The 24,386-nt window shown below is 64.5% G+C and carries 21 protein-coding genes; 14 read left to right on the top strand and 7 right to left on the bottom strand.

The annotated features are described in order from the left end of the window. Positions 1–179: 179 nt before the first annotated feature. From ACTHQS_RS03415 to ACTHQS_RS03395, 5 genes are all read left to right on the top strand, one after another. Entirely contained in the window at positions 180–1,940 is a 1,761-nt protein-coding gene (locus ACTHQS_RS03415; protein ID WP_440166094.1) for an ABC transporter family substrate-binding protein, read from the top strand. A 278-nt stretch (positions 1,941–2,218) separates the two neighbouring features. Beyond that, positions 2,219–3,904, top strand: coding sequence for a peptide ABC transporter substrate-binding protein (locus tag ACTHQS_RS03410; RefSeq protein ID WP_440166092.1), 1,686 nt, complete (start codon positions 2,219–2,221; stop codon positions 3,902–3,904). Between the two features lie 125 nt (positions 3,905–4,029). Continuing rightward, positions 4,030–4,959, top strand: a complete 930-nt coding sequence (locus ACTHQS_RS03405) for an ABC transporter permease (protein WP_440166090.1) — start codon at positions 4,030–4,032, stop codon at positions 4,957–4,959. Beyond that, a complete protein-coding gene (locus ACTHQS_RS03400; protein WP_440166088.1) occupies positions 4,949–5,893 on the top strand; it encodes an ABC transporter permease in 945 nt (314 codons plus the stop codon). The genes ACTHQS_RS03405 and ACTHQS_RS03400 overlap by 11 nt, the downstream gene beginning before the upstream one ends. An 11-nt stretch (positions 5,894–5,904) precedes the next feature. Further along, entirely contained in the window at positions 5,905–7,611 is a 1,707-nt protein-coding gene (locus tag ACTHQS_RS03395) for a dipeptide ABC transporter ATP-binding protein (RefSeq protein WP_440166087.1), read from the top strand. A 112-nt stretch (positions 7,612–7,723) separates the two neighbouring features. Here ACTHQS_RS03395 and ACTHQS_RS03390 read toward each other — a convergent pair whose 3' ends face one another. Then, positions 7,724–8,626: an SGNH/GDSL hydrolase family protein gene (locus tag ACTHQS_RS03390; protein ID WP_440166085.1), complete on the bottom strand. Its 903-nt coding sequence runs from the start codon at positions 8,624–8,626 to the stop codon at positions 7,724–7,726. Positions 8,627–8,888: 262 nt separating this feature from the next. On the opposite strand from ACTHQS_RS03390, the gene typA reads away from it, so the two are divergent. Then, positions 8,889–10,817, top strand: coding sequence for a translational GTPase TypA (gene typA / locus ACTHQS_RS03385; RefSeq protein WP_440166082.1), 1,929 nt, complete (start codon positions 8,889–8,891; stop codon positions 10,815–10,817). 201 nt (positions 10,818–11,018) lie between these two features. After that, positions 11,019–11,828, top strand: a complete 810-nt coding sequence (locus tag ACTHQS_RS03380; protein ID WP_440166079.1) for an endonuclease domain-containing protein — start codon at positions 11,019–11,021, stop codon at positions 11,826–11,828. A gap of 49 nt (positions 11,829–11,877) precedes the next feature. Here the strand turns inward: ACTHQS_RS03380 and ACTHQS_RS03375 are convergent, their stop codons facing one another. Then, the gene (locus tag ACTHQS_RS03375; RefSeq protein WP_440166077.1) at positions 11,878–12,117 is read right to left on the bottom strand and encodes a putative acetyltransferase; all 240 of its coding nucleotides are present in this window, start codon (positions 12,115–12,117) and stop codon (positions 11,878–11,880) included. A gap of 138 nt (positions 12,118–12,255) precedes the next feature. Here ACTHQS_RS03375 and fdxA point away from each other — a divergent pair, with 138 nt between their 5' ends. From fdxA to ACTHQS_RS03360, 3 genes are all read left to right on the top strand, one after another. Continuing rightward, positions 12,256–12,582: a ferredoxin gene (gene fdxA, locus ACTHQS_RS03370; protein WP_013601705.1), complete on the top strand. Its 327-nt coding sequence runs from the start codon at positions 12,256–12,258 to the stop codon at positions 12,580–12,582. Between the two features lie 13 nt (positions 12,583–12,595). Then, positions 12,596–13,747, top strand: a complete 1,152-nt coding sequence (gene dapC / locus ACTHQS_RS03365) for a succinyldiaminopimelate transaminase (protein WP_440166075.1) — start codon at positions 12,596–12,598, stop codon at positions 13,745–13,747. Positions 13,748–13,986: 239 nt separating this feature from the next. Continuing rightward, on the top strand, positions 13,987–15,273 hold the full coding sequence (locus ACTHQS_RS03360) for a citrate synthase (protein ID WP_056334606.1): 1,287 nt from the start codon (positions 13,987–13,989) through the stop codon (positions 15,271–15,273). A 140-nt stretch (positions 15,274–15,413) separates the two neighbouring features. Here the strand turns inward: ACTHQS_RS03360 and galE are convergent, their stop codons facing one another. Then, positions 15,414–16,427, bottom strand: a complete 1,014-nt coding sequence (gene galE, locus ACTHQS_RS03355) for a UDP-glucose 4-epimerase GalE (RefSeq protein ID WP_440166073.1) — start codon at positions 16,425–16,427, stop codon at positions 15,414–15,416. A gap of 197 nt (positions 16,428–16,624) precedes the next feature. On the opposite strand from galE, the gene ACTHQS_RS03350 reads away from it, so the two are divergent. From ACTHQS_RS03350 to ACTHQS_RS03340, 3 genes are all read left to right on the top strand, one after another. Then, positions 16,625–18,235, top strand: a complete 1,611-nt coding sequence (locus tag ACTHQS_RS03350) for a hypothetical protein (RefSeq protein ID WP_440166071.1) — start codon at positions 16,625–16,627, stop codon at positions 18,233–18,235. 81 nt (positions 18,236–18,316) lie between these two features. Next, on the top strand, positions 18,317–18,925 hold the full coding sequence (locus tag ACTHQS_RS03345) for a TetR/AcrR family transcriptional regulator (RefSeq protein WP_440166069.1): 609 nt from the start codon (positions 18,317–18,319) through the stop codon (positions 18,923–18,925). 115 nt (positions 18,926–19,040) lie between these two features. Further along, positions 19,041–19,652, top strand: coding sequence for a hypothetical protein (locus tag ACTHQS_RS03340; RefSeq protein ID WP_440166067.1), 612 nt, complete (start codon positions 19,041–19,043; stop codon positions 19,650–19,652). A 27-nt stretch (positions 19,653–19,679) separates the two neighbouring features. On the opposite strand, the gene ACTHQS_RS03335 is transcribed toward ACTHQS_RS03340, so the two are convergent. After that, positions 19,680–20,537, bottom strand: a complete 858-nt coding sequence (locus ACTHQS_RS03335) for a hypothetical protein (protein ID WP_440166649.1) — start codon at positions 20,535–20,537, stop codon at positions 19,680–19,682. A 22-nt stretch (positions 20,538–20,559) separates the two neighbouring features. Next, positions 20,560–21,582, bottom strand: coding sequence for a 2,3,4,5-tetrahydropyridine-2,6-dicarboxylate N-succinyltransferase (gene dapD / locus ACTHQS_RS03330; RefSeq protein ID WP_440166065.1), 1,023 nt, complete (start codon positions 21,580–21,582; stop codon positions 20,560–20,562). A gap of 51 nt (positions 21,583–21,633) precedes the next feature. On the opposite strand from dapD, the gene dapE reads away from it, so the two are divergent. Next, positions 21,634–22,770, top strand: coding sequence for a succinyl-diaminopimelate desuccinylase (gene dapE / locus ACTHQS_RS03325; RefSeq protein WP_440166063.1), 1,137 nt, complete (start codon positions 21,634–21,636; stop codon positions 22,768–22,770). An 83-nt stretch (positions 22,771–22,853) separates the two neighbouring features. Here the strand turns inward: dapE and ACTHQS_RS03320 are convergent, their stop codons facing one another. Both ACTHQS_RS03320 and ACTHQS_RS03315 read right to left on the bottom strand, forming a co-directional pair. After that, entirely contained in the window at positions 22,854–23,693 is an 840-nt protein-coding gene (locus ACTHQS_RS03320) for an amino acid ABC transporter permease (RefSeq protein WP_440166061.1), read from the bottom strand. Next, positions 23,690–24,340 carry an amino acid ABC transporter permease gene (locus ACTHQS_RS03315; protein WP_440166059.1) on the bottom strand — a complete coding sequence of 217 codons (651 nt, stop codon included), beginning with the start codon at positions 24,338–24,340 and terminating at the stop codon, positions 23,690–23,692. The genes ACTHQS_RS03320 and ACTHQS_RS03315 overlap by 4 nt, the downstream gene beginning before the upstream one ends. Positions 24,341–24,386: the final 46 nt, after the last annotated feature.

Below are 24,386 nucleotides of genomic sequence, written 5' to 3'. Positions count from 1 at the left end.
GAACGGACCGAGCCCGGGCTTGGGCCGTAGGTCCCGTCCGGCGGCCCGGACTACCTCGCCAATTCGCAGGGGGATCCGATTCGGTTACCGGCCAGCAGCACCAAGTATCCTGAGTTTGTAGGGCGTGATCGCAGCGGCCACCAGTCCCCTCCGGAGAGGGAAAACCACAAGGAGACGGCATGCCGGTCCGGCGTCTGATGCAGTTGCTCATCGCCGCGTTGGCGGCTGCCCTGGTTCTTTCGGGGTGTTCGGGTGGCAGCGCCCCGTCCGTGGTGGTGGGGGAGGCAAAGCGCGGCGGCAGCGTCACCGTGGCCGAGGTCAACGCGTTCTCCTCATTCAACCCCTACAGCGCCAACGGGAACACCGACATCAACTCGAAGATCGGCGCCATCACCCACTCCGGCTTTTTCTACCTGGACGACAATTCAACCGTGGTCCGCAACGACAAGTTCGGGCATTTCGAGAAGGTCTCGGACCAGCCTCTCAAGGTCAAGTACACGGTCAATGAGGGCGTGAAGTGGTCAGACGGCGCGCCGATCGGAGCTGCCGACCTCCTGCTGAGCTGGGCGGCCGGGTCGGGTTACTTCGACGACGTGGACCCCGCCGCCGGGAAGGGCACCAAGTACTTCGCGGTTGCCTCAGACACCACAGGCCTGGCAGGTACTTTGTTTCCCGAGATCGGGGCGGACGGACGTTCCATCACTATCGAGTACGCCGCGCCGTACGCTGACTGGGAAGTGGCGTTCGACGTCGGACTCCCGGCCCAGGTCGTCGCTGCCAAGAGCGGGCTCAACGACGAGGAAGACCTGGTCAAGCTCCTCAAGGACACGCCACGCGGCAACCCGGACAAGCCGGCGCCGCACCCTGCCCTCAAGAAGGTCAGTGACTTCTGGAACACCGGGTTCGATACAAAATCCGTTCCGGACGACCCGGCGCTCTACCTGTCCAGCGGTCCCTACATTGTCCGCGACATCGTGCCGGAAGTTTCCATGAAACTGGTCCGCAACCGCGACTATGTGTGGGGTGCGGAACCTTGGCTTGATGAGATCAACGTCAGGTTCACGGGGGCCGTGCCCGCGGCAGTCGATGCCCTGCGCAGCGGCCAGGCGGATATCATCTCGCCCCAGCCCTCTGCTGCCACAGACAGTCTCCTCACCGGCCTGTCGGCGCAGGGCATCACGGTTGAACGGTACAAACAGTCCGGCTACGACCACCTGGATCTCAATTTTTCGGGGCCGTTCGCCGACAAGGATGTCAGGGAAGCCTTCCTCAAAACGGTGCCGCGGCAGGCGATCGTGGACGCCGTCGTGGGAACCCAGGTGCCGGACAACAAGCCGCTGGATTCGCACGTATTCCTGCCCGGCCAGCCAAAATACGACGACACCGTGAAGAACAACGGTTCGTCCGATTACGCCAAGGTGGACATTGACGGGGCTAAGAAGCTCCTGAAGGACGCCACCCCCAGCATCCGCATCCTCTACAACCGTGATAATCCAAACCGCGCCAAAGCGTTCGCTTTGATCCGCGATTCAGCAGGCCTCGCGGGATTCCGGGTTGTCGACGGAGGACAGGGAAGCGCGGACTGGGCTGCTGCGCTCAGCAGGGGTGGCTATGACGCTGCCGTGTCAGGTTGGATCGGGACAGAGGCAGGCGTCAGCCGGGTGCCGCAGATTTTCCGTACCGGGGCGGGCAGCAACTTCACCGGATATTCCGACGGCGACGCGGACAAGATCATGGAGCAACTGGCCGTGACAACTGATCTGGGCAAGCAGGACGAGCTCCTGGCCGGGATCGACAAGCACATCTGGGAAGACGCGTACGGCCTCCCGCTCTACCAAACCCTGGGAACGACCGCCTTCAGTTCCAGAGTGGCGGGCGTCAAGACCAGCCCCGGCCCCCTCGGCGTGTGGTGGAACGTTTCTGACTGGCGGCTGTCCTAGCCGCAGGCTGGCCCCGTTTAGGGTCTTTTGGCTCTGGCGGCTCCGATTCGCCGTACAGCTTACCGGCGAGTAGCATGTGACGTGCCTAACTAATCACCTCCGAATCGGGCATTGCACTGCCCCGGTCACGGTTTGGCAACGGAGTACCAGTATCTGGACTTCGTGCGGTTAGGCTAACTCGTATTGTGTAGGTTTCGTCACAGCGGCAAGCTGCGTCTGGCCTGCGGGGAAGCACAAGATTCCCCTATATCTCTCTCCCACAACTCATAGGAGGCGGAATGCGTTTTACGCGCACTTCCAAAGCACTGGGCGTCGTGGCAATCGCCGCGCTCGCCCTGACCGGGTGCGGCGCCGGCGGCGGCAGCACCGAGGGGTCCAGCAATGCAGCTGGGGACCCGAATAAGGTCATCACCGCCTACAGCAACGAGCCACAAAACCCGTTGCTGCCGGCTAATACAGGAGAGGTCTACGGCGGCCGTGTTGTTAACCTGCTCTTCGAGGGTCTGCGCACGTACGATGCCAACGGCAAAGCGGTTAACTCTCTGGCCGAATCCATCGAGTCGCCCGACGCCCAGAACTGGACCATCAAGGTCAAGCAGGGCCAGAAATTCACCAACGGTGAAGCCATCACGGCCAAGACCTTCGTTGACTCCTGGAACTTCGCCGCTAATTCAAAGAACCTCCAGCAGAACGGCTTCTTCTTCGAGTCCATCGAGGGCTATCCGGAAGTTTCCGCAGTGACTTCCTCAACAGGCGCCGATGGCAAGAAGACCACCACTCCTGCCCCGACCGCAGAAACGATGTCCGGGCTCAAGGCGACCGATGACTCGACCATCACGGTGAAGCTCGCTCAGCCGGAGGCCGACTGGTCACTGCGCCTTGGCTACTCCGCCTTCTATCCGATGCCTTCCGCCGCACTGGCAGATCCCAAAGCCTACGGTGAGAACCCGGTGGGCAACGGACCCTATAAGTTCCCGAAGCAGGGCTCTTGGGTCCACGACCAGTCAATTTCGCTGGTGAAGAACGCCGATTACAAAGGCAACCGCGAGGCCAAGAACGGTGGCGTGACCTTCAAGTTCTACACGGATCCGGGTCCCGCGTACACCGACCTGCAGTCCGACAACCTGGACATCACCGACGTCCTGCCGTCCAACGCGTTGAAGACCTACGTCTCCGACTTCCCGGACCGGAATGCAACGAAGGCCGTTGCCACGGATTCCACGCTCAACATCCCGGGCTACAACCCGAACTTCCAGGGTGAAGCCGGCAAGCTGCGCCGCCAGGCACTGTCCTACGCCATCAACCGCGAAGAAATCGCCAAAGTGGTCTTCAACGGCACCCGCACCCCGGCCAAGGCATTCGCTCCTCCTGTCATTGACGGGTTCAAGGAAGGCCTTAAGGGCAGCGAGGTCCTGAAGTTCGACGCCGCCAAGGCCAAGGACCTGTGGACCCAGGCCGACAAGATCCAGCCGTACGACAACTCCAAGCCCCTCCAGATTGCCTCCAACACCGACGGCGGCAACAAGGAATGGATCGACGCCGTAGCCAACGGCTTCAAGAACAACCTCGGCATCCAGGCTGAAATCCAGCCCTTCGCCAAGTTCGCGGAAGTCCTCAACCTGCGTAAATCCGGCGAGCTGCCCGGCCTGACCCGCTCCGGCTGGCAGGGTGACTACCCGTCGCTCTACAACTTCCTCGGACCGGTGTGGGCTACGGGTGCTCCGTCCAACTACGAGAAGTACTCGAACCCTGAGTTCGACAAGCTGCTCAAGGAAGGGCTTGCAAGCAAGACCACGGACGAGGCAAACGCCAAGTTCAACCAGGCGCAGGAGATCCTGTTCCAGGACCTGCCCGGACTGCCGCTCTGGGATCAGGCACGCCCGATCGTATGGAGCAACAACGTCACGAAGGCCGAGACCGGCTGGAACGGCGAAATTCTCTACTACGGCATCACGGCCAAGTAGTCCCAGATCTAACTTGCCGTCAGGCTGATGGGGGTTCCGGTCATGTCCGGGCCCCCATTGGCCTGCAAGCGGCAGGAAGGCATTCATGAACGCGTTCTCCCCCGTCCCGGAAGGCAGGTGATCCTGTGATCCGGTTCATCCTGCGCCGACTCCTTCAGGTGATCCCTGTTTTCATCGGCACCACCCTTCTGGTGTATTACATGGTGTTCGCCCTGCCCGGCGATCCTATCGCCGCGCTGTTCGGCGACCGCCAGCCCCCGCAGGCAGTCATTGACACCCTGCGCACCCAGTACAACCTGGACCAGCCGTTCTGGGTCCAGTACGGCCTGTTCCTCAAAAACCTCTTTACCTTCAACCTGGGCAACGACTTCACCGGCCAGCCCATCGCGGCGAGCCTGACCCGCGTCTTCCCGGTAACCGCGATGCTCGCCATCGAGGCGCTGGCCATCCAGGCCATTTTTGGCGTTGCGTTCGGTGTTTTCGCCGGCCTGCGCCGCGGCGGCTGGTTCGACTCCACGGTCCTGGTGGCCTCGCTGGTGGTGATCGCAGTCCCCACCTTCGTCCTGGGCTTCGTTTTCCAGCTCGTCTTCGGCGTTCAGCTGGGCTGGGCCAAACCCACGGTTGGCGCCAACGCCAACTGGGGGACCCTGTTGCTGCCGGCAGTGGTTTTGGGACTTGTTTCCTTCGCCTATGTCCTCCGACTGACCCGTGCGTCTGTCAGTGAAAACATGAACGCCGACTACGTGCGGACCGCTACCGCGAAGGGCTTGTCCCGCCCCCGCGTGGTCATGGCACACATCCTGCGCAACTCGCTGATCCCGGTGGTGACCTACCTGGGCGCCAACCTCGGCGGCCTGATGGGCGGTGCCATCGTTACAGAGGGCATCTTCAACGTCCCCGGAGTCGGCAACAAGCTCTACCAGGCTGTCCTCCGCAGTGAAGGCCCCACGATCGTCTCCATCGTCAGCGTGCTGGTGCTGGTGTTCGTGGTGGCCAACCTGCTTGTCGATCTCCTGTACGCCTGGCTTGACCCGAGGATCCGCTATGACCAGTAATAACAGCCACTTCGTGGCACCCATCGACGAGACACCGCTGCAGGCAACGGACGCCGTCAAGACGGACCAAGCCCCGCTTAGCCTGTGGGCAGACGCCTGGCGCAAGCTCCGCCGTCGTCCGCTGTTCATCATCTCGGCACTGCTGATCCTTGCCCTGATCGTGATTGCGCTGTTCCCGGGACTCTTCACCTCCACGCCGCCCAATGCCGGCTGCGAGCTCTCCAATTCCGAGGGCGGCCCTACCGCCGGGCACCCATTCGGCTTCACCTTCCAGGGCTGCGACGTCTACTCCAGGGTCATCCATGGCACCCAGGCCTCACTGTCCGTAGGCCTGCTTTCGGTACTGTGCGTGCTGGTCATCGGCGTAACGCTTGGCGCCCTCGCCGGGTACTACGGCGGCTGGATCGATGCCGTGCTGGCCCGCCTGGGTGACATCTTCTTCGCCCTGCCGCTGGTCCTCGGCGCGCTGGTAATCACGCAGCTGCCCCTGTTCCGGGAGAACAAGAGCGTGTGGACGGTGGTGTTCGTGATCTCGCTCCTGGCCTGGCCGCAAATGGCGCGCATTACCCGTGGCGCGGTCATCGAGGTGCGCAACGCTGACTTCGTCACTGCCGCCCGTGCCCTTGGCGTGTCCAAGTTCGGTGCGTTGGTGCGCCACGTCCTGCCGAACGCGCTGGCTCCGATCATTGTCCTGGCGACGCTGGAACTTGGCGTGTTCATCGTGGCCGAAGCCACACTGTCCTTCCTGGGCATCGGCTTGCCCCAGAGCATCATGTCCTGGGGCAACGACATCGCAGGCGCACAGGCATCGATCAGGACCCGGCCGGAAATCATGCTCTACCCGGCCGCGGCGCTGTCCATCACAGTGTTGAGCTTCATCATGCTGGGTGACGCCGTGCGTGACGCCCTGGACCCGAAGAGCCGTCAGCGATGAGAGATAAAGAGATGACAAGTCCAGACGTCCGCATTGATGAAGCCGGTGCCACCGGCGTCAGGCCACTGCTCGAGATCCGCGACCTCGCCATTACCTTCAAGACCGGCGGCGGTGAGGTCCACGCGGTGCGGAATGCGCACCTGACCATCATGCCCGGTGAAACGGTGGCCATCGTGGGGGAGTCCGGTTCGGGCAAGTCCACCACTGCCCTGGCAGCCATCGGCCTTCTGCCCAACAACGGCAGGGTGTCTGGCGGCCAGATCCTGCTCGACGGCGAGGACATCGCCCACGCCAGCGAGCAGCGCATGATCGAACTGCGCGGCAACACCATCGGCATGGTTCCGCAGGACCCCATGTCCAACCTGAACCCGGTGTGGAAGATCGGCTACCAGGTCCGCGAGACGTTGCGGGCCAACGGCAGGCCCAGCGGGCCGGATGATATTGCCAAGGTGCTGTCCCAGGCGGGACTGCCCGACGCCAAGCGCCGGGCCAACCAGTACCCGCACGAGTTCTCGGGCGGTATGCGCCAGCGCGCTCTGATCGCCATTGGCCTCTCCTGCCAGCCGCGCCTGCTGATTGCGGACGAACCGACCTCGGCCCTCGACGTCACGGTCCAGCGACAGATCCTGGACCACCTGGAGACCATGACCAAGGACCTGGGCACCTCTGTCCTGCTGATCACCCACGACCTTGGCCTTGCAGCCGAGCGTGCAGACAAAGTGGTGGTCATGTACCAGGGCCGCGTCGTTGAAGCAGGGCCGTCGCTCGAACTGCTCCGCAGCCCGCAGCACCCGTACACCAAGCGGCTCGTGGAGTCCGCTCCGTCCTTGGCCAGCCGCCGCATCCAGGTGGCCAAGGAGCAGGGCGTGGAGACCACGGACCTGCTGGCTCCCGCGGCTGAGGCTGTGAAGCCGGACACCTTCCTGCAGATCCAGGACCTGCGGAAGGTGTACAAGCTCCGCCAGGGCCTGGGCAAGGCGACGGACTTCGCAGCCGTCGACGGCGTCAGCTTCGACGTCCGGCGGGGAACTACGACGGCGATCGTGGGGGAGTCGGGTTCCGGCAAGTCCACGGTGGCCAAGATGGTGCTCCAGCTGGAGAAGCCGACCGAGGGCAAGATCCTGTTCGACGGCGTGGACACTTCGGGCCTGAAGCCTGCCGAACTGTTCAAGTTCCGCCGGCGCGTCCAGCCGATCTTCCAGGACCCTTACGGCTCCCTCGACCCGATGTACAACATCTACCGCACGATCGAAGAACCGCTGCGGGTCCACAAGATCGGGGACCAGGCCAGCCGCGAAAAGAAGGTCCGGACCCTGCTGGACCAGGTGGCACTGCCCCAGTCCGCCATGCAGCGGTATCCCAATGAGCTGTCCGGCGGGCAGCGGCAGCGTGTAGCTATTGCCCGCGCACTGGCGCTGGACCCGGAAGTCATCATCTGTGATGAGGCAGTTTCCGCCCTGGATGTCCTGGTGCAGGCGCAGGTGCTGAACCTGCTCGCCGACCTGCAGGCCAACCTTGGGCTGACGTACCTGTTCATCACGCATGACCTGGCCGTGGTGCGGCAGATCGCGGACCACGTATGCGTCATGGAGAAGGGCCGCCTGGTGGAGACCGGATCCACGGACGAGGTCTTCGAATCGCCCCAGCAGGAGTACACCAAGGCACTGCTCAATGCCATCCCCGGCGCCAAGCTGATGCTTCCCCCCGAGGTGGCATAGCGGGGAGTTTGTTGTAAACGGTTGGAGCCGGGACCTTCTAGGTCCCGGCTCCAGTCGTTTGACGACCGGGGCAACCGTTTGGTTCACCGGTGGAACCGGCAGGCTTTGGCTGTCAGTCCTGGAACGTGCTGTCGCTGCCAGGCACTGCGGCGAGGGCGTCCTGCCCCGCTGCAGGGTTCCGGTCCAGGCCAAGTTCACGCAGCCTGCGCCCAAGAATCCCGCCCAGGGCCACCCGGCCTTCGGGGTTCATGTGGACTGCATCAGCGAGGTCCTTTGCCAGTCCATACCTGGTGAGCCAGTCTCCCGTGGAGATAAAGGGCATTCCATTCGCTGCCGCCACGGCACCCAGCAAAGCGTCCACCTCGCTCCGGCGGCCGCCGCCGTCGTTCGCTCCCCGTGCCAGGGTGCCAATGATCGCCAGGCGGGTGCCGGGATAACGGCCCCGCAGTTCAGTGATAAGCCGTTCGGCGTTCCGTGCGATCTGCGCGTTGCTTGCGCCGCCGGCGGCGTCGTTGCCGCCGCCCTCGATCACAATCAGCGCGGGAGTGCCGGAGGGAAGCAGCCAGTCCCCGCGCTGCAGGGCGTCAACATAATTACCCGTGGCGCCGTTCGCCGCGACGTAGCCGGTGCCGCCCCGGCCGCAGAAGTAGACGTTGTACCCGGCCGCGGCGAGGCCCAAGCGGGGCCAGCCGTCGACGGGTTCCGACTGTGAATCCCCGATCAGCAGGACGGTCTTCCCGATGTCCGGCAGTACCGCTTCAAGCCTGCCGTTGCCCGCATTCCGGACGTGGGCACTGGCTGCCACTGCTGGATTCGCGCTGCCCGGTTTCAAAGCTGCCGCCTTGCCGCTGGCTGCTTGCCCTGAGGCTGCCCGCGACAGGCTGCTGTCCGGAGAGCCAGTGGAAAATGCGTTGCCGGCGGGTCCCATGACACCCGAGACCGCGACGATCCCGGTGACCACTGCGGCGGCAGCCCACGCTGCACCACGCATGGTGGTGGCTTTGGCAGGGGGCATCGTTGTCTCCGGCGTGCTCAAAGGATGGGCGCTGTGTCACAGACATCATGCCATGCACGCAGTGAACTTGGTCACACCGTGTACGGCTACGGCCTGAACAGGCAACTCCCGCAGCCGCAAAGCCTGCCGGAATTTAGGCCAACAAATGGCTCAGCGGCTAGAATAGAGGAAGGCGCCCTGTGCCAAGGGCCTTGTCCGTCGTGCGTTCCAGTTGGAAATGTCGCGATACAACAGCTGACTCCACTGAATCGAGCCTTTACGCATGTCTGAAACCACCACCAACACCGCGGTAGCCACTGCATCGCGCAGTGACCTGCGCAACGTCGCGATCGTGGCCCACGTTGACCACGGCAAGACCACCTTGGTCGACGCCATGCTCAAGCAGACCAACTCTTTTGCCGAGCACAACCACCTCGAAGACCGCGTGATGGACTCCGGTGACCTGGAGCGCGAAAAGGGCATCACCATCCTGGCCAAGAACACCACGGTTGCCTATAACGGTCCGTCCTCCAACGGTGAGACCATCACTATCAACGTGATCGACACCCCCGGCCACGCCGACTTCGGTGGCGAGGTGGAGCGCGGCCTGTCCATGGTGGACGGCGTCGTTCTCCTGGTGGACGCTTCTGAAGGTCCGCTTCCGCAGACCCGCTTCGTGCTGCGCAAGGCCCTCGCCGCGCACCTGCCCGTCATCCTGCTGGTCAACAAGACCGACCGCCCCGACGCCCGCATCGAGGAAGTTGTCCACGAGTCCATGGACCTGCTCCTGGGCCTGGCCTCCGACCTCGCCGATGAAGTTCCGGACCTGGACCTGGACAAGATCCTCGAAGTCCCCGTTGTCTACGCCGCCGCCAAGGTTGGCCGTGCGTCCCTGGAGCAGCCGGCCGACGGCACCGCGCCGGAAAACGAGGACCTGGAGCCGCTGTTCAAGACCATCATCGAGCACATCCCCGCTCCCACCTACAACCCGGAAGGTGTCCTGCAGGCGCACGTCACCAACCTGGATGCCTCCCCGTTCCTGGGCCGCCTGGCACTGCTGCGCATCTACAACGGCACCCTGCGCAAGGGTCAGACCGTTGCCTGGGCACGCGCCAACGGTGAGCTGAAGAACGTCAAGATCACCGAACTGCTGGCCACCAAGGCCCTGGACCGCGTGCCGGCCGAGTCCGCAGGCCCCGGCGAGATCGTCGCCGTCGCCGGTATCGAGGACATCACCATCGGCGAGACCCTGACCGACGCTGAAAACCCGCAGCCCCTACCGCTGATCACCGTGGACGATCCTGCGATCTCCATGACCATCGGTATCAACACCTCGCCGCTGGCCGGCAAGGTCAAGGGCGCGAAGGTCACCGCGCGCCAGGTCAAGGACCGCCTGGACAAGGAACTGATCGGTAACGTCTCCATCAAGGTTCTGCCCACCGAGCGTCCCGACGCCTGGGAGGTCCAGGGCCGTGGCGAGCTGGCGCTGGCCATCCTGGTGGAGCAGATGCGCCGTGAAGGCTTCGAACTGACCGTGGGCAAGCCGCAGGTTGTCACCAGGATCGTCGACGGCAAGGTACACGAGCCGATGGAGCACATGACCATCGACGTGCCGGAGGAATACCTTGGCGCGGTGACTCAGCTGATGGCCGCGCGCAAGGGCCGGATGACCAACATGGCCAACCACGGCACTGGCTGGTGCCGCATGGAGTTCATCGTTCCGGCCCGTGGCCTGATCGGTTTCCGCACGCGGTTCCTCACGGATACCCGCGGTGCCGGCATTGCTGCTTCCATCTCCGAGGGCTACGAGCCGTGGGCCGGCCCCATCGAGTACCGCACCAACGGTTCGATGATTGCTGACCGCGCCGGTGTTGTTACCCCGTTCGCCATGATCAACCTGCAGGAACGCGGCTCCTTCTTCGTCAAGCCCACCTCTGAGGTCTACGAGGGCATGATCGTAGGCGAGAACTCCCGCGCTGACGACATGGACGTCAACATCACCAAGGAAAAGAAGCTCACCAACATGCGTGCGGCTTCCTCGGACACCTTCGAGAACCTGACCCCGCCGCGCGAGCTGACCCTCGAGGAATCGCTGGAATTCGCCCGCGAGGACGAGTGCGTCGAGGTAACCCCGGAATCCATCCGCATCCGGAAGGTCATCCTGGACACCAACGAGCGTGCCAAGGCCAACCGCGCCCGCGCGAAGGTCTAACTACATCGCAGTAAAACGAATGCCACCGGCACATGCCGGTGGCATTCTGCGTTTAGGCTCCTGGCAGCGCAACGAATCGGAGGCTCATTGTGCAGGGACAGCCCCTGCGCAACGAGCCGCGCTGTCACAGCGCACGGAAGCTTTTCCACATAGCGGTTCCCAGGCCCTGCGTCCCGCTCCGCAAAGGGCGAGCATGCAGTTATGCCAACTGTTTCGGAAGCCCTGGCTGCCCTGGGTGGCGTTGCCAGCATCCACTCACTGTCAACGGCCGGAGTTTCGCGCCGAAGCCTGGAGTCGGGAGTGGCCGGGGGCTCGGTCCAGAGGATTGCCCGCGGCGTCTATGCCCACGCGCAGGCGGATCCTGTACTCATTCACGCGGGGCGCCACCACGCGGTCCTGGGGTGCGTGTCGGCTGCCAGTGCCGCTGGCCTGTGGGTAGTGAGGCACCCGGACAGGCCGCATCTGGCCGCGCCGCACGGGCGGCCGGTCCCTGGTTGTATCGTCCACCGCAGCAAGATTCCGCTGACATCTTTGGACGTCGTGTGCCAGTCGCTGCGCTGCCTGGCGCCCCTGGAGGGACTGACGATTGCTGAATCCGCGGTCAAGAACGGGCTCATCCAACTTCCGGCACTGCGGGACCGGTTTCCGGCCGTCCGCGAAAAGGGCCTAAGGGAGCTGGTGGGACGGATCCGCCCCCAATCCGGGTCCATCATCGAAACGATGGCGCGGTACCTGTTGGAGGAAGCCGGGCACACGGTTGAGCTGCAGGTCAGGATCCCCGGGATGGGACACCTGGACCTATTCGTTGACGGCCTGCTCGGTATTGAAACCGACGGCCATGCCCACCACAGCAGCCGGGAGGCCTACCGCGAGGACCGGCGCCGGTGGAACGTCACCGTTGTCCAGGGTGTTCCAACCCTGCGGGTGACGTTTGAGATGCTGCTTAACGAGCCGGACGGGTTCGTGCAGATGGTGCAGCAGGCTCTGGCAATGTACCGCACCGCGCAATGACGGCGGGAGTGGGTGTGCATGGACAGCCCCTGCGCAGTGAGAGCTGCGCTCAGCGTGCGTTCGAGCGCCGCGGGGGAGCGGGCGGAACTTGCTTCGCTGCCACCACCAGCTCAAGGGGGACGACGACGTCGGCCTGCCGGGTGCGGATGGTGCAGGAACCAGCGTCGCACGCCAGCAGGTGGCCCAGGGCGTCTGTGAGGCCACCTTCGATCCGGTAGCGCACCACCACCCGGGTGCCGGGCTCGGCCGCGGCAAGGAAGCGGGCGGGTGCAGGTACTGGCTGACTCACCAGTTCATACTAGGGCGCCCGGCTAGGTTCGCGGGAACGGGCTGGGGGATAATAGGCTCAGATGTCAATGGTCCGGCCCTGCTGCCGGACGCAAGAGCCGGCGGGGAAGCCGGAACCCAACGTGGAGAGGCCAGGGACGTGACGTACGTAATCGCGCAGCCGTGTGTGGACGTTAAGGACAAGGCATGCATTGAGGAATGCCCGGTCGACTGCATCTATGAGGGCGAGCGTTCGCTGTACATCCATCCGGACGAGTGCGTCGACTGTGGCGCCTGCGAGCCGGTGTGCCCGGTGGAGGCCATCTACTACGAAGATGACACCCCGGAAGAATGGGCTGACTACTACAAGGCCAACGTTGAATTCTTCGACGACCTCGGCTCCCCGGGCGGAGCGGCCAAGATCGGCAACACGGGCAAGGACCACCCGATGATCGCCGCCCTGCCGCCGCAGAACCAAGACCACTGACTCGGACGGAAACGTGACCGCAGCAGTGAATTCCTTTGGCCTGGACCTGCCCGACTATCCCTGGGAGGCCATGGCCCCCTACGTGGCCAAGGCCGCGGAGCACCCGGGCGGCGCAGTCAACCTGTCCATCGGCACCCCTGTGGATCCCACCCCGCAGCTGGTGCAGGACGCCCTGAAGGCGGCCGCCAATGCTCCCGGCTATCCCACAGTCCACGGCACGCCGGCACTTCGGGAGGCCATTGCCGGCTGGTTCGAACGCCGCCGGGGCGTATCGGGCATCGACCCCCGGAACATCATGCCCACAGTGGGCTCCAAGGAACTCGTTGCGTGGCTGCCGCTGCTGCTGGGCCTCAAGCCCGGAGACGTCGTCGTACGGCCCAAGGTGGCCTACCCCACGTACGATATCGGCGCGACCCTTGCCGGGGTCACGTCCGTTGCAACGGACAACCTGGACGAGCTCGATGACGCCACCCGTGCACGCGTGCGCCTCATTTGGGTCAATTCGCCGGGCAACCCCACGGGTAGCGTCCGCGACGCGGAGTCACTGAAGGCGCTGGTGGACCAGGCCCGTGAACTGGGCGCTGTGGTGGCCTCTGACGAATGCTACGCAGAGCTCGGCTGGGGCGACTGGGACGTCCAGCGCGGTGGCCGGCGCGTCCCCAGCATCCTTGATCCCCGCGTGGCCGGCGGCTCGCACCAGGGCCTGCTCGCTGTGTACTCGCTCAGCAAGCAGTCCAACCTGGCGGGCTACCGGGCGGCCTTCGTTGCCGGTGATCCTGACCTGATGCCCAACCTCGTCAACAGCCGCAAGCATGCGGGCATGATCGTGCCGTACCCGGTCCAGGAGGCCATGCGGGTGGCGCTGGGCGACGACGCGCACGTCGAGGCCCAGAAAGACCTGTACCGCGGCCGGCGTGAACGGCTGGTGCCCGCGCTGCTGGACTTCGGCCTGGAGATCAAGGAGTCCGACGCCGGGCTGTACCTGTGGTCGACGGCAGGGGAGGGCACATGGGACACCGTGGCCCGCCTCGCCGACCGCGGCATCGTGGTAGGGCCGGGCGTCTTCTACGGAGAGGCAGGCAACGGCTATGTCCGCGTGGCCTTGACCGGATCCGACGAGCGGATCGACGCCGCCGTGGAACGGCTGGCCGGATCCGGCTCCTAAGGCTGCGTAATATTCGTGTGACTCGCCCCACATCCCGGGCATTTCAGGCCGTCGGGGAAGCCTGCGGATTAGTGACACCCGCCAAGGAGCGGTACTTTTTAAGTTGACGATCAATGGTGGCTTTCTACAAGAAGGCAGCCCGGGTGTTGGAACCTGTCTTCTCAGGCTCAGTGCACGGCTCACCTGATATTGGATCAAGCTTTCGACAGAGGCCAAAGACGCCTCATGAAGGGGACTCCATGACTGAGACCAACAATGCTGCGACCCTGCTCCACGCAGGTGGCGAGCTGAAGCTCCCGCGCATCCAGGTTGTTGAAGGGAACGAAGGTTACGACGTCTCCAAACTGCTGAAGCAGACCGGCGCCGTGACGTTCGACCCCGGCTTCATGAACACCGCAGCAACCACTTCCGCCATCACCTACATCGACGGCGATGCGGGCATCCTGCGCTACCGCGGATACCCCATCGAGCAGCTGGCGCAGCATTCCAGCTTCCTCGAGGTGTCCTACCTGCTGATCTACGGCAACCTGCCCACTCCCACTGAGCTGGACGAGTTCGACCAGAAGATCCGGCGCCACACCCTGCTGCACGAGGAGCTCAAGGGCTTCTTCGGCGGCTTCCCCCGCGACGCGCACCCCATGCCGGTGCTGTCCTCGGCCGTGTCCGCGCTGTCCACCTTCTACCAGGACTCGCTGGACCCGTTCAATGCCGAGCAGGTGGAGGTTTCCACCATCCGCCTGATGGCCAAGCTGCCGGTCATCGCCGCCTACGCGCACAAGAAGTCCATTGGCCAGCCCATGCTGTACCCGGACAACTCCATGAACCTGGTGGAGAACTTCCTGCGCCTCAGCTTCGGCCTCCCCGCCGAGCAGTACGAGCTGGACCCGGTTATCGTCAAGGCCCTGGACCTGCTCCTCATCCTGCACGCGGACCACGAGCAGAACTGCTCCACCTCCACGGTGCGCTTGGTGGGCTCCTCCAACGCCAACCTCTTCGCCTCCGTTTCGGCCGGCATAAACGCCCTCTTCGGCCCTGCCCACGGCGGAGCCAACGAGGCCGTGCTGAAGATGCTCCGCCAGATCCAGGCCGAGGGCCTCAAGCCCGAGGACTACATGGAGAAGGTCAAGAACAAGGAAGACGGCGTCCGCCTGATGGGCTTCGGACACCGCGTCTACAAGAACTACGATCCGCGCGCCAAGATCGTCAAGGCCACGGCCCACGAGATCCTGAGCAAGCTCGGCGGCAACGACGAACTGCTGGACATCGCCATGCGCCTGGAAGAGAAGGCGCTCAGCGATGACTACTTCATCCAGCGGAAGCTCTACCCGAACGTGGACTTCTACACCGGCCTGATCTACAAGGCCATGGGCTTCCCCGAGAAGATGTTCACCGTCCTGTTCGCCATCGGCCGCCTGCCGGGCTGGATTGCCCAGTGGCGCGAAATGATCAGCGACCCGAACACCAAGATCGGCCGCCCGCGCCAGCTGTACATCGGCGAGCCGGAGCGGGACTACCCCGCCCGGTAATCCCAACAGGCAGTACGACGACGGCCGCCCACCTTCCAAGGTGGGCGGCCGTTTCGCTTTCATCACCATCCATTGCTGCGTACTTGTCGTTCTGGGGCTCCATAACGACAAGTACGGAGCAATCGATGGGGAGGGCGGGGTCAGGAAGCGTAGCCCTGGGGATTGTTCTTCTGCCAGCGCCAGTGGTCCTCGCACATCTGGTCCACGGTTTTGGTGGTGGACCAGCTCAGGTCTGCCAGGGCCGAGGTGGCGTCGGCCCAGAAGGCTGGAAGGTCTCCCGCCCGGCGGCCAGTGATCTCGTAGGGGATGGGCTGGCCCACTGCCTTCTCGAAGGAGCGCAGGACCTCCAGGACAGAGGAGCCCTTGCCGGAGCCGAGGTTCCAGCGGAACACGCCGGTGCGGTCCGCGATGTGGTTCAGCGCTGCGACGTGTCCTTCGGCCAGGTCCACCACGTGGATGTAGTCGCGCAGGCAGGTGCCGTCCGGAGTGTCGTAGTCGCCGCCGAAGACCATGAGCTTCTCGCGGCGGCCCACTGCCACCTGGGCGATGAACGGGACAAGGTTGTTGGGGATGCCCTGCGGGTCTTCGCCGATGCGTCCCGACGGGTGGGCGCCTACCGGGTTGAAGTAGCGCAGCAGTGCTATGTGCCAGCGGGAGTCGGCGGCGCCGACGTCGGAGAGGATGTCCTCGATCTGTTCCTTCGTGCGCCCGTAAGGGTTATTCGCGCCGATTTCCATCTTTTCCACGTACGGGATGGGGTTGTGTTCGCCGTAGACGGTGGCCGAGGAGCTGAAGACAATGGACCGGACGTCATGCCTGTCCATGACGCGGACCAGGTTCAGCGTGCCCACGAGGTTGTTGTAGTAGTACTTCAGTGGCTCCTGCACCGATTCACCCACGGCTTTGAGCCCTGCGAAGTGGATGACCGCCTCAATGCCACTTCCGGCGAAAACCGACTCGACGGCGGCCTCGTCCACCAGATCAACGTTGTGGAACTCCGCGGTCTTGCCGCTGAGTTCGGCCACGCGGCGCAGCGACTCCTCGCTGGAGTTGACCAGGTTGTCGATGACGACCACATCGTGACCGGCTTCCTGCAGGGAAAGAACAGTGTGGGAACCGATGTAGCCGGTGCCCCCTGTGACCAAGATTTTCATGCCTCAACGCTATCCCACGAAAACTGCCTGCCGCCGCTGTTGTCATGTAAGGCGTCATCTTCCAGGAATGTCAGAAGCCGTCTGCACGCCTTGAACCAGGGCGGTGAATTGAGGGTAGAGCCTGCCATCCCCGTAGCTGGCGATGAAGGTGGGCGGGTGGGATAATTTTGGTCATCCTTCGACAAGGAGGGGCCACCATGGCCGGTCTTCGTGCTCTTCGACCTGGCCGCTGCTGCGGGGCATCCGCGCCCCGCATCCTGGCGGTTTTGCTGGTGCTCGCACTCGGTGTGCTGTTCGCTCCACCCGCCGGAGCTGTCGACTACGGACATGACGTTTCGTGGCCCCAGTGTCCGGGCGGTCTTCCGATGCCGCCGGAAGACACGGAGTTCGTGGTCGTTGGGCTGACACACGGACTTGCCTTCACCGAGAACCCCTGCCTGGAGCAGCAGTTCCAGTGGGTGGTCGACCGGGGTGTCCGGGCCCAGGCCTACACCATGAGTACCTTCCCTACCGCCGCGCAATACGACACGTATGGCGACGACGGCCCGTGGCCCGCAAGCACCGGACCGGACCGGCTGCGCAACGTCGGGTACGCCGAGGGCCGCGCGGCTCTCGCGTCTCTCGCTGAGGTTGGATGGCGGCCGGAGAGAATCTGGGTCGACGTGGAACCCCGCCCGCAACAGCCCTGGCCCAGTTCGACGGCAACCCAGCGGCAGGAGAACCGGTTCGTTATCTACGGCCTCTTGGCCGCCCTGGCGGACGCCGGCTACCCGTCCGGGATCTATTCCTATTCGAGCGCTTGGGAGGCTATCACCGGATCATGGCAGCTTCCCGACGTGCCCGTCTGGTCACCGGCAGGGCGCCTCGACTTCGCCAGTGAAGCGTCCGACCTCTGTGTGAATCCCAGCTTCTCCGGTGGCACCGTCCACCTCGCGCAATGGACTGACGGCACTTACGACTACGACATGACGTGCATCGGGGTCTACCAGGCCCACGTGGCGACGATCGGCTGGCAGCCGAGCGTCTCGGACGGCGCCACCGCAGGAACGACCGGCCGGTCGCTGCCGGTGGAGGCGTTGCGCCTGTCGATGGCTGGAGACCGGCTGTCGGGGGACATTCTGTGGAGAGGGCATGTGCAGAACATTGGCTGGCAGCCATGGACGACGGCGGCGTCCCCGATTGGAACGACAGGGCTTGGCCTGCGACTGGAAGCGTTCGAGCTGCGGCTGACGGGGGATCTGGCCTCGCAGTACAGCATCAGGTATCGAGCGCATGTGCAGAACGTTGGCTGGCAGCCTTACCGGATCGACGGAGCCACGGCCGGCACCGTCGGGCAGGGTCTTCGGATGGAGGCTGTGACGATCGAGTTGGTTCCGAAGGTTGCGCCGGCTTTCACTGCCGTGTATGCCGCCCACGTTCAGGACCGTGGCTGGATGGCGAACGTTTCGGATGGGACCGTCGCCGGGACAACCGGACTGGCACTCCGGCTCGAGGCGTTGCGCCTCAATGTGTCAAGCACGGCATATACCGGGGACATCGAGTGGCGGGGGCATGTGCAAAACATCGGCTGGCAGCCGTGGACATCTTCGGCCAATCCCATCGGCACGGTCGGGCAAGGGCTACGTTTGGAAGCGTTCGAAATCAGGCTGACCGGCGAGATGGCCAGCCATTACAGGATCTACTACCGCGCGCATGTACAGGATATCGGCTGGCAATCATGGGTTGCCGATGGCGCGACGGCAGGCACGTCCGGGGTGGGCAAACGGATTGAGGCCGTGCAAATCCTCCTCGCACCCAAGACCGTCTAGGCCGGCACCGGCGCGAGCAGATTACTTGCGAGCCGTAACCCCGGATCCGCCAGTTAAAGCACAAGTGTGCTAGTAAGAATGGTGCCCAAAATAGTAGATGCCGGCGTCCGGCGGCAGGACGTGGTCCAGGCGGTTCTCCGCATCATTGCCGTGGACGGGCTTGAGCGTGCCTCGCTTCGGGAAGTGGCGGACGAAGCCGGACTGGCAGTCGGTTCTGTCCGGCACTACTTTCAGGGCAGCGAGGAGCTCCTGGTGTTTAGCTTCGGCACAGTGGTGGACGGGGTGGTCAGCCGGCTGCAGTCCCTGCTGCCCGCCGTGCTTGATGCTGGTGCAGCAAGCCCGGAACAGCGGGAGGCTGTTTTAACCCTTCTGGGCGGCATGCTTCCGCTGGATGAGGAAACAGCTGTGGAGGCTTGCGCATGGCTGGCTTTCAAGAACGCTGCACGCATCAGGCCGTTCCTTGCGGCGGAAGCGGACCGCAGCCACCGTGAAGTCGCGGCCATTGTGGGCACACTTGTCTCAACCCTGCTCCCGGACGATGAACCCCAGGAGAACCTGGTGGTGGAAGCGGAACGGCTCTTGGCAATGCTGGACGGGCTGTGCATGCACGCCTTGCTCCAGCCGGGATGGATGACGGCGCAGATGTGCCGCGACGTGCTCGAACGGCACCTGGACGGGATCGCCCGGTGAGCCATCAAAAGCCTGTCCTGCACTTCCGCGGAGTGGCTGCGGGAATAGACTGATAGCCGGGTAGGCCGGGCCGGATCATGACGCTCGGCACCGGGAGGCCAGGAAAGGACTTTGGATGCAGCACGCAAACGGTTCAGGGTGGCAGATCACCACCGACACATCCGGGCCGATGATGATTGCTCTTTACGTCCGGGACTCGGCCGGCCTGAACGGAGTGGGGCGTCCCATGCTGTCCCACGCATCACCCAAAGTCCGCTCAGCGGACCACACCCACCTGACCTCGGACGTGGGGGGCTTCAGCGCGCTGAAAACTGAGTGGGAGGCCTGGTGGGAGCAGCTGCTCAAGGCGCACCCGCACACGTCGCCGGAACTCTCCCCGCCGGATTTTGAAGCATTTGGTAACTCCCCGGCCCTCCAACGGGTCCTGCAGGCCCACTTCGGCGCCGCACTCACCTGGGCCAGGGAGCGCAGAAGCGAATATGCGGAGCTTGAAGCCCAACGCGTGGCCAGCGGAACGGACCAGCTGCTGGGGGAAATGGTGGATGACAGGCTGATGGAGGTGGGACGGGACTCCCGGGATTTCAAGCTGACCATTATTGAGTTGCCGCTGGACGAGCAGCGGGCGTGGTACCTGGAACCAGACAAGATCATCATGAGCCAGGAGCTGATGGGCCAGGCTGAGCTGTTCCGCAGCTACGTCCAGCCGGTGCTGGAAATCCTGGTCTAGTCCTCGCCGGCTGGACGACGGCGGACGTCAGGCGCCGCCGTCGTCCTGCCGTACGGTGATGCGCACCTGCCCGTCGGCGGCCCCGGACGCCTGCCAGCCGTCCCCGTCGGGCCGGTCCCAGCTGCGGCCGGCCACTTCCACCTTTGTTACGGCCAGGTCCTTGGCGTTGGCCACCGCCCACTGGGCAACCGACCACGCAAGCGCTCCGTCCGCGTCCACCACCAGCGTGGAGCCGTCCACCTGCGCATCCACGCCCCCGTACGCCTGCTCCAGTTCCGTAACCACCGCAGCCGACTTTCCACCGGCGGTGGGGGAGCGCAGGGTGCATTGGACTGCCGCAGGTGCCTGTCCGGTAAGCCCGGAAGCGAAAGCGCGTCCCATCTCCTCGTGCTGGGCGTATGCCTTGGGGTAGGCGGACCGCTGGACCTGCTGGGCCGCGTCCGTAATGTCCAGCGTCTCGTATCCGGGGATCTTCACCAGGGCGTCGTAGAAGGCGTTGACGGCATAGTAGGGATCCATGATCTGGGCCTCGGTGCCCCAGCCCTGGGACGGCCGCTGCTGGAAAAGACCCCGCGAGTCCGGTCCTGCCTGGTCACCGTGTCCGATGTTGCGCAGCTTGGACTCCTGCATGGCGGTGGCCAGCGCAATGGTGGCGGCCCGGGGCGGGAGGCCGCGCCGGACAGCTGCCGCGGTGATCAGCGCTGCGTTTGCCGCCTGGTCCGGCGCCAGTTCCCCGGTCCGGTTGCCGGCCGTGGCCGTGCAGCGTTCCGAAACGAGGGTCTCGGAACGCTGCACAAAGTACAATGCCGTGTAAATGCCTCCCACTGCCAGTGCCAGGGTGAGGAGCAGCACCGCCAGGCGGCGCAGGCCGCGTCGACGCGCCACAGACAGAGGTGCCACGAAGGGATTAGTTGGCGTGCAGGGCGTCGTTCAGTTCCACCGTCTGGCCCTTGCGGGGGAGGGCCTCCACCGCGCCCGTGGTGGAGTTGCGGCGGAACAGCAGGTTGGGCACGCCGGAGAGCTCGGCCGCCTTGACGATCCTGGTGGTGTCCTCGCCCACCTCGTCCTTGGGGCCCGGCACGCGGACGCGGGTTCCCGCCGTCACGTAAAGGCCTGCCTCGACTACCGAGTCGTCACCGATGCTGATGCCCACGCCGGAGTTCGCCCCGAGCAGGACCCGCTCGCCGATGGTGATCTTTTCCTTGCCGCCGCCGGACAGGGTGCCCATGATGGAGGCGCCGCCGCCAACGTCGCTGCCGTCACCGGTCACGACGCCCGCGGAGATGCGGCCCTCCACCATCGACGTGCCCAGGGTCCCGGCGTTGAAGTTCACGAAGCCCTCGTGCATGACGGTGGTCCCGGCGGCGAGGTGCGCGCCCAGGCGGACTCGGTCGGCGTCGGCGATCCTGACACCGCTGGGAACCACGTAGTCCACCATGCGCGGGAACTTGTCGATGCCGTAGACGGTGACGGCGCCCCGGCGGCGCAGCTTGGCGCGCGTCAGCTCGAAACCCTCGACGGCGGCGGGGCCGAAGTTGGTCCACACGACGTTGGGGAGCTTGCCGAAGATGCCGTCCAAATTGATGGTGTTGGGCTGGACCAGGCGGTGCGACAGCAGGTGCAGCCGGAGGTAGGCGTCCGCGGTGTCGGCGGGGGCCTCGTCAAGGTTGATCTGGACAAAGACCACCTTCTGCTCCGTGCCGCGGTCCTGGTCTGCGCCGTTCTCAGCGATGGCGGTCAGGGCTTCGTCGGCGTTTTCCACGGAGCGGAGGTCCTCGGCTGCAACACCGAGTGCCGGTGCGGGGAACCAGACGTCCAGGACCGTGGCATCGCCGGCGGCGATGGTTGCTACACCAAAGCCATAGGCGGAACGGTCATCAGTGGTGGAGGTCAGGGTTTCGGGCACGGCGGAAGAAGCGGTCTCAGTCATGTGCTCCAGTCTATCGAGGGCCGGGCGGGCGGTTCGAACTAGACTGGCTTCGTGACTGCTGAAACCGCCCCCGAATCTTCCGTGTCCACCCTTGACGTGCACCAGGACGTCGCGCTGTTGACGGCGGCACTCATGGACATCAACAGCGTGTCGGGCAATGAGAAGCAGCTCGCGGACGCCGTCGAAGCCGCCCTGCGGGAGATTCCCCAACTCACCGTGGTGCGCGACGGTGACGCCATCATCGCCCGCACCGAACTTGGCCGCAGCGAACGCGTCATCCTCGCCGGCCATCTGGACACGGTCCCGCTTCCGCTGACTGAAGGTTCCAGGGGCACCGTCCCCTCCAGTTGGGACTCCGGAGTTCCGGGCGAGGGTATCCTCTACGGCCGGGGCGCCACAGACATGAAGGGCGGGGTGGCCGTCCAGCTCGCGCTGGCTGCAGGAATGTCCGACGGCGGCGCGCAGCCCAAGCGGGACGTCACCTTTGTGTTTTACGACCACGAGGAAGTGGAAGCGGTCAAGAGCGGCCTGGGACGCCTGGTCCGCAACCATGGAAACCTGCTGCAGGGAGACTTCGCCATCCTGCTGGAGCCAACGGACGGCACAGTGGAGGGCGGCTGCAACGGAACCAGCCGGTTCGAGGCCAGCACGTCAGGGGAGGCCGCACACTCGGCCCGCGCGTGGATGGGCAGCAACGCCATCCACGCCGCAGCCCCCATCCTGGCCCGCCTGGCAGCCTATGAACCACGCACCATCAACGTTGACGGGCTTGACTACCGGGAAAGCCTCAACGCTGTGAAAATCAACGGCGGCACCGCCGGCAATGTCATCCCGGACCGCTGCGTGGTGGAAATCAACTACCGTTTCGCCCCGGACAAGACACCGGACCAGGCCGAAGCCCACGTCCGGGAACTGCTGGAGGGCTTTGACGTGGTCCGCACCGATGCCGCCGCCGGTGCGCGGCCCGGTCTGCAGCACCCGGCAGCCGCTTCCTTCGTGGCCGCCGTGGGAGCCGAACCCAAGCCCAAATACGGCTGGACCGACGTCGCGCGTTTCAGCGAGCTGGGCATCCCGGCGGTGAACTTCGGTCCGGGCGACGCGCTGCTGGCGCACAAGGACAACGAGCACGTCCACGCCGATGCCATCCGCAAATGCCTCGCCGCGCTGCAAAGCTGGCTCGCTGCCTGACCGTTCTCAACCGAAAAGGTCCGGAACTCCCAAAGGGAATTCCGGACCTTTTTTCTTGGAGCGTCGGGTTGCAGCTTCGAAGCCTAGGGGGCCGCGGCTTCCAGGACATCGGGTTCCGCCTTCGCCGTACCGCCCGCAGCCTTCTTGGAGCCGCGGCGCTCGATCCATACGGCAAGCCGTGACACCGAGATGTTGATGGCGATGTAGATGGCCGCTGCCACGAAGAAGATGGGGAACAGGTACTGCGTGCCCAGGAAGTCCGCCATGACCTGGACGGCCCGCAGCAGTTCGCCGTAGGCCACGATGTAGCCCAGCGAGGTGTCCTTGAGCAGCACCACCATCTGTGCGACGAGCGAGGGCATCATGCGCCGGATTGCCTGCGGCAATTCGATGAGCATGCGCGATTTGTAGCTGGTCAGGCCGATGGCCAGGCCTGCTTCGCGTTGCCCCTTGGGCAGTGACTGGATGCCTGCACGGATGATTTCGGCGAAGACGGCCGCGTTGTACAGCACCAGGCCGGCCACGACGGCTACGAACGCGGAGGTGCCGAAGCCCAGGAGGATGAAGAGCATCATCAGGACCACCGGCATGCCGCGCAGGAATTCCAGGATGACCCGCATGGGTACCCGGATCGCTGCGGCGTCCGAAATGCGCAGGAGGCACAGCAGCAGGCCAAGGGGGAAGGCGATGACTGCCGCGAGTGCCGCAGCGGACAGGGTGGATCCGAGTCCGTTGCCGAGGAGGCGCCACACGTCGGCTCGGGTGAAGATCTGCCAGCGGCGGGCCTCGAAGATGCCCTGCTGGGCGAGGATCATGACAACCCAGGCCAGCAGGCCAAGAATCAGCAGGCCGCCGATGATGGAGGCAATGAGGGAAACCCGGCGCGCTTTGGGGCCGGGGACGTCGTAGAGAACGGAGCTCATCGGGCAATCGCCACCTTTCGTTCCACCGTGTTGGCGAGGATTCCCAGCGGAACGGTGAGGAGCAGATAGAAGAACGCCGTGCCCAGCAGGACAGTGATCACGGCGTCACCGTTGGCGTTGGCCAGCTGTCGGCCGTAGCCGAACAGCTCCAGGACGAAGAAGGCGCCGGCCACCGAGGAGTTCTTGACCAGGGCGATCAGGATGTTGATCAGTGGCGGGATCACCGTCCGAAGTGCCTGGGGGAGGATGATGAGCGAAAGAACCTGGCCGAACTTCATGCCGATGCTGCGTGCTGCCTCGGCCTGGCCCACAGGCACGCTGTTGACACCTGAGCGGACAGCTTCGGCGATGAACGCGGCGGTGTAGGTGCTGAGGGCGATGATGGCGGCGATCTCGAACTGCTCAAATTTGACCCCGATCCGGGGGAGCACTACCGCTGCGAAGAAGAAAGCGATGGTCAGCGGGGTATTGCGGAGGACTTCCACGTACACGGTGCTGAAACCGCGCAGCGCCGCTACCGGGGAGACGCGTGCCGCGGCCAGCAAGGTGCCAAGGATCAACGCGAAGATGCCGGAGACGGCGGAGAGAAAGAGAGTGCGGAGAAAACCTTCCCAGTACAGGGGCAGGTTTTCAAAGATGACGTCCATAAGATCCTTCGGCTGTAAGCGTGGACGGATTAAAGGCTGTGCCGCC

Source organism: Arthrobacter sp. SAFR-044 (genome assembly GCF_051965175.1).
In the GTDB taxonomy this organism is placed as follows: Bacteria; Actinomycetota; Actinomycetes; order Actinomycetales; family Micrococcaceae; genus Arthrobacter.
The sequence above is the reverse complement of the archived record's forward strand: the minus strand, read 5'-3'. Positions and strand labels throughout refer to the sequence as shown.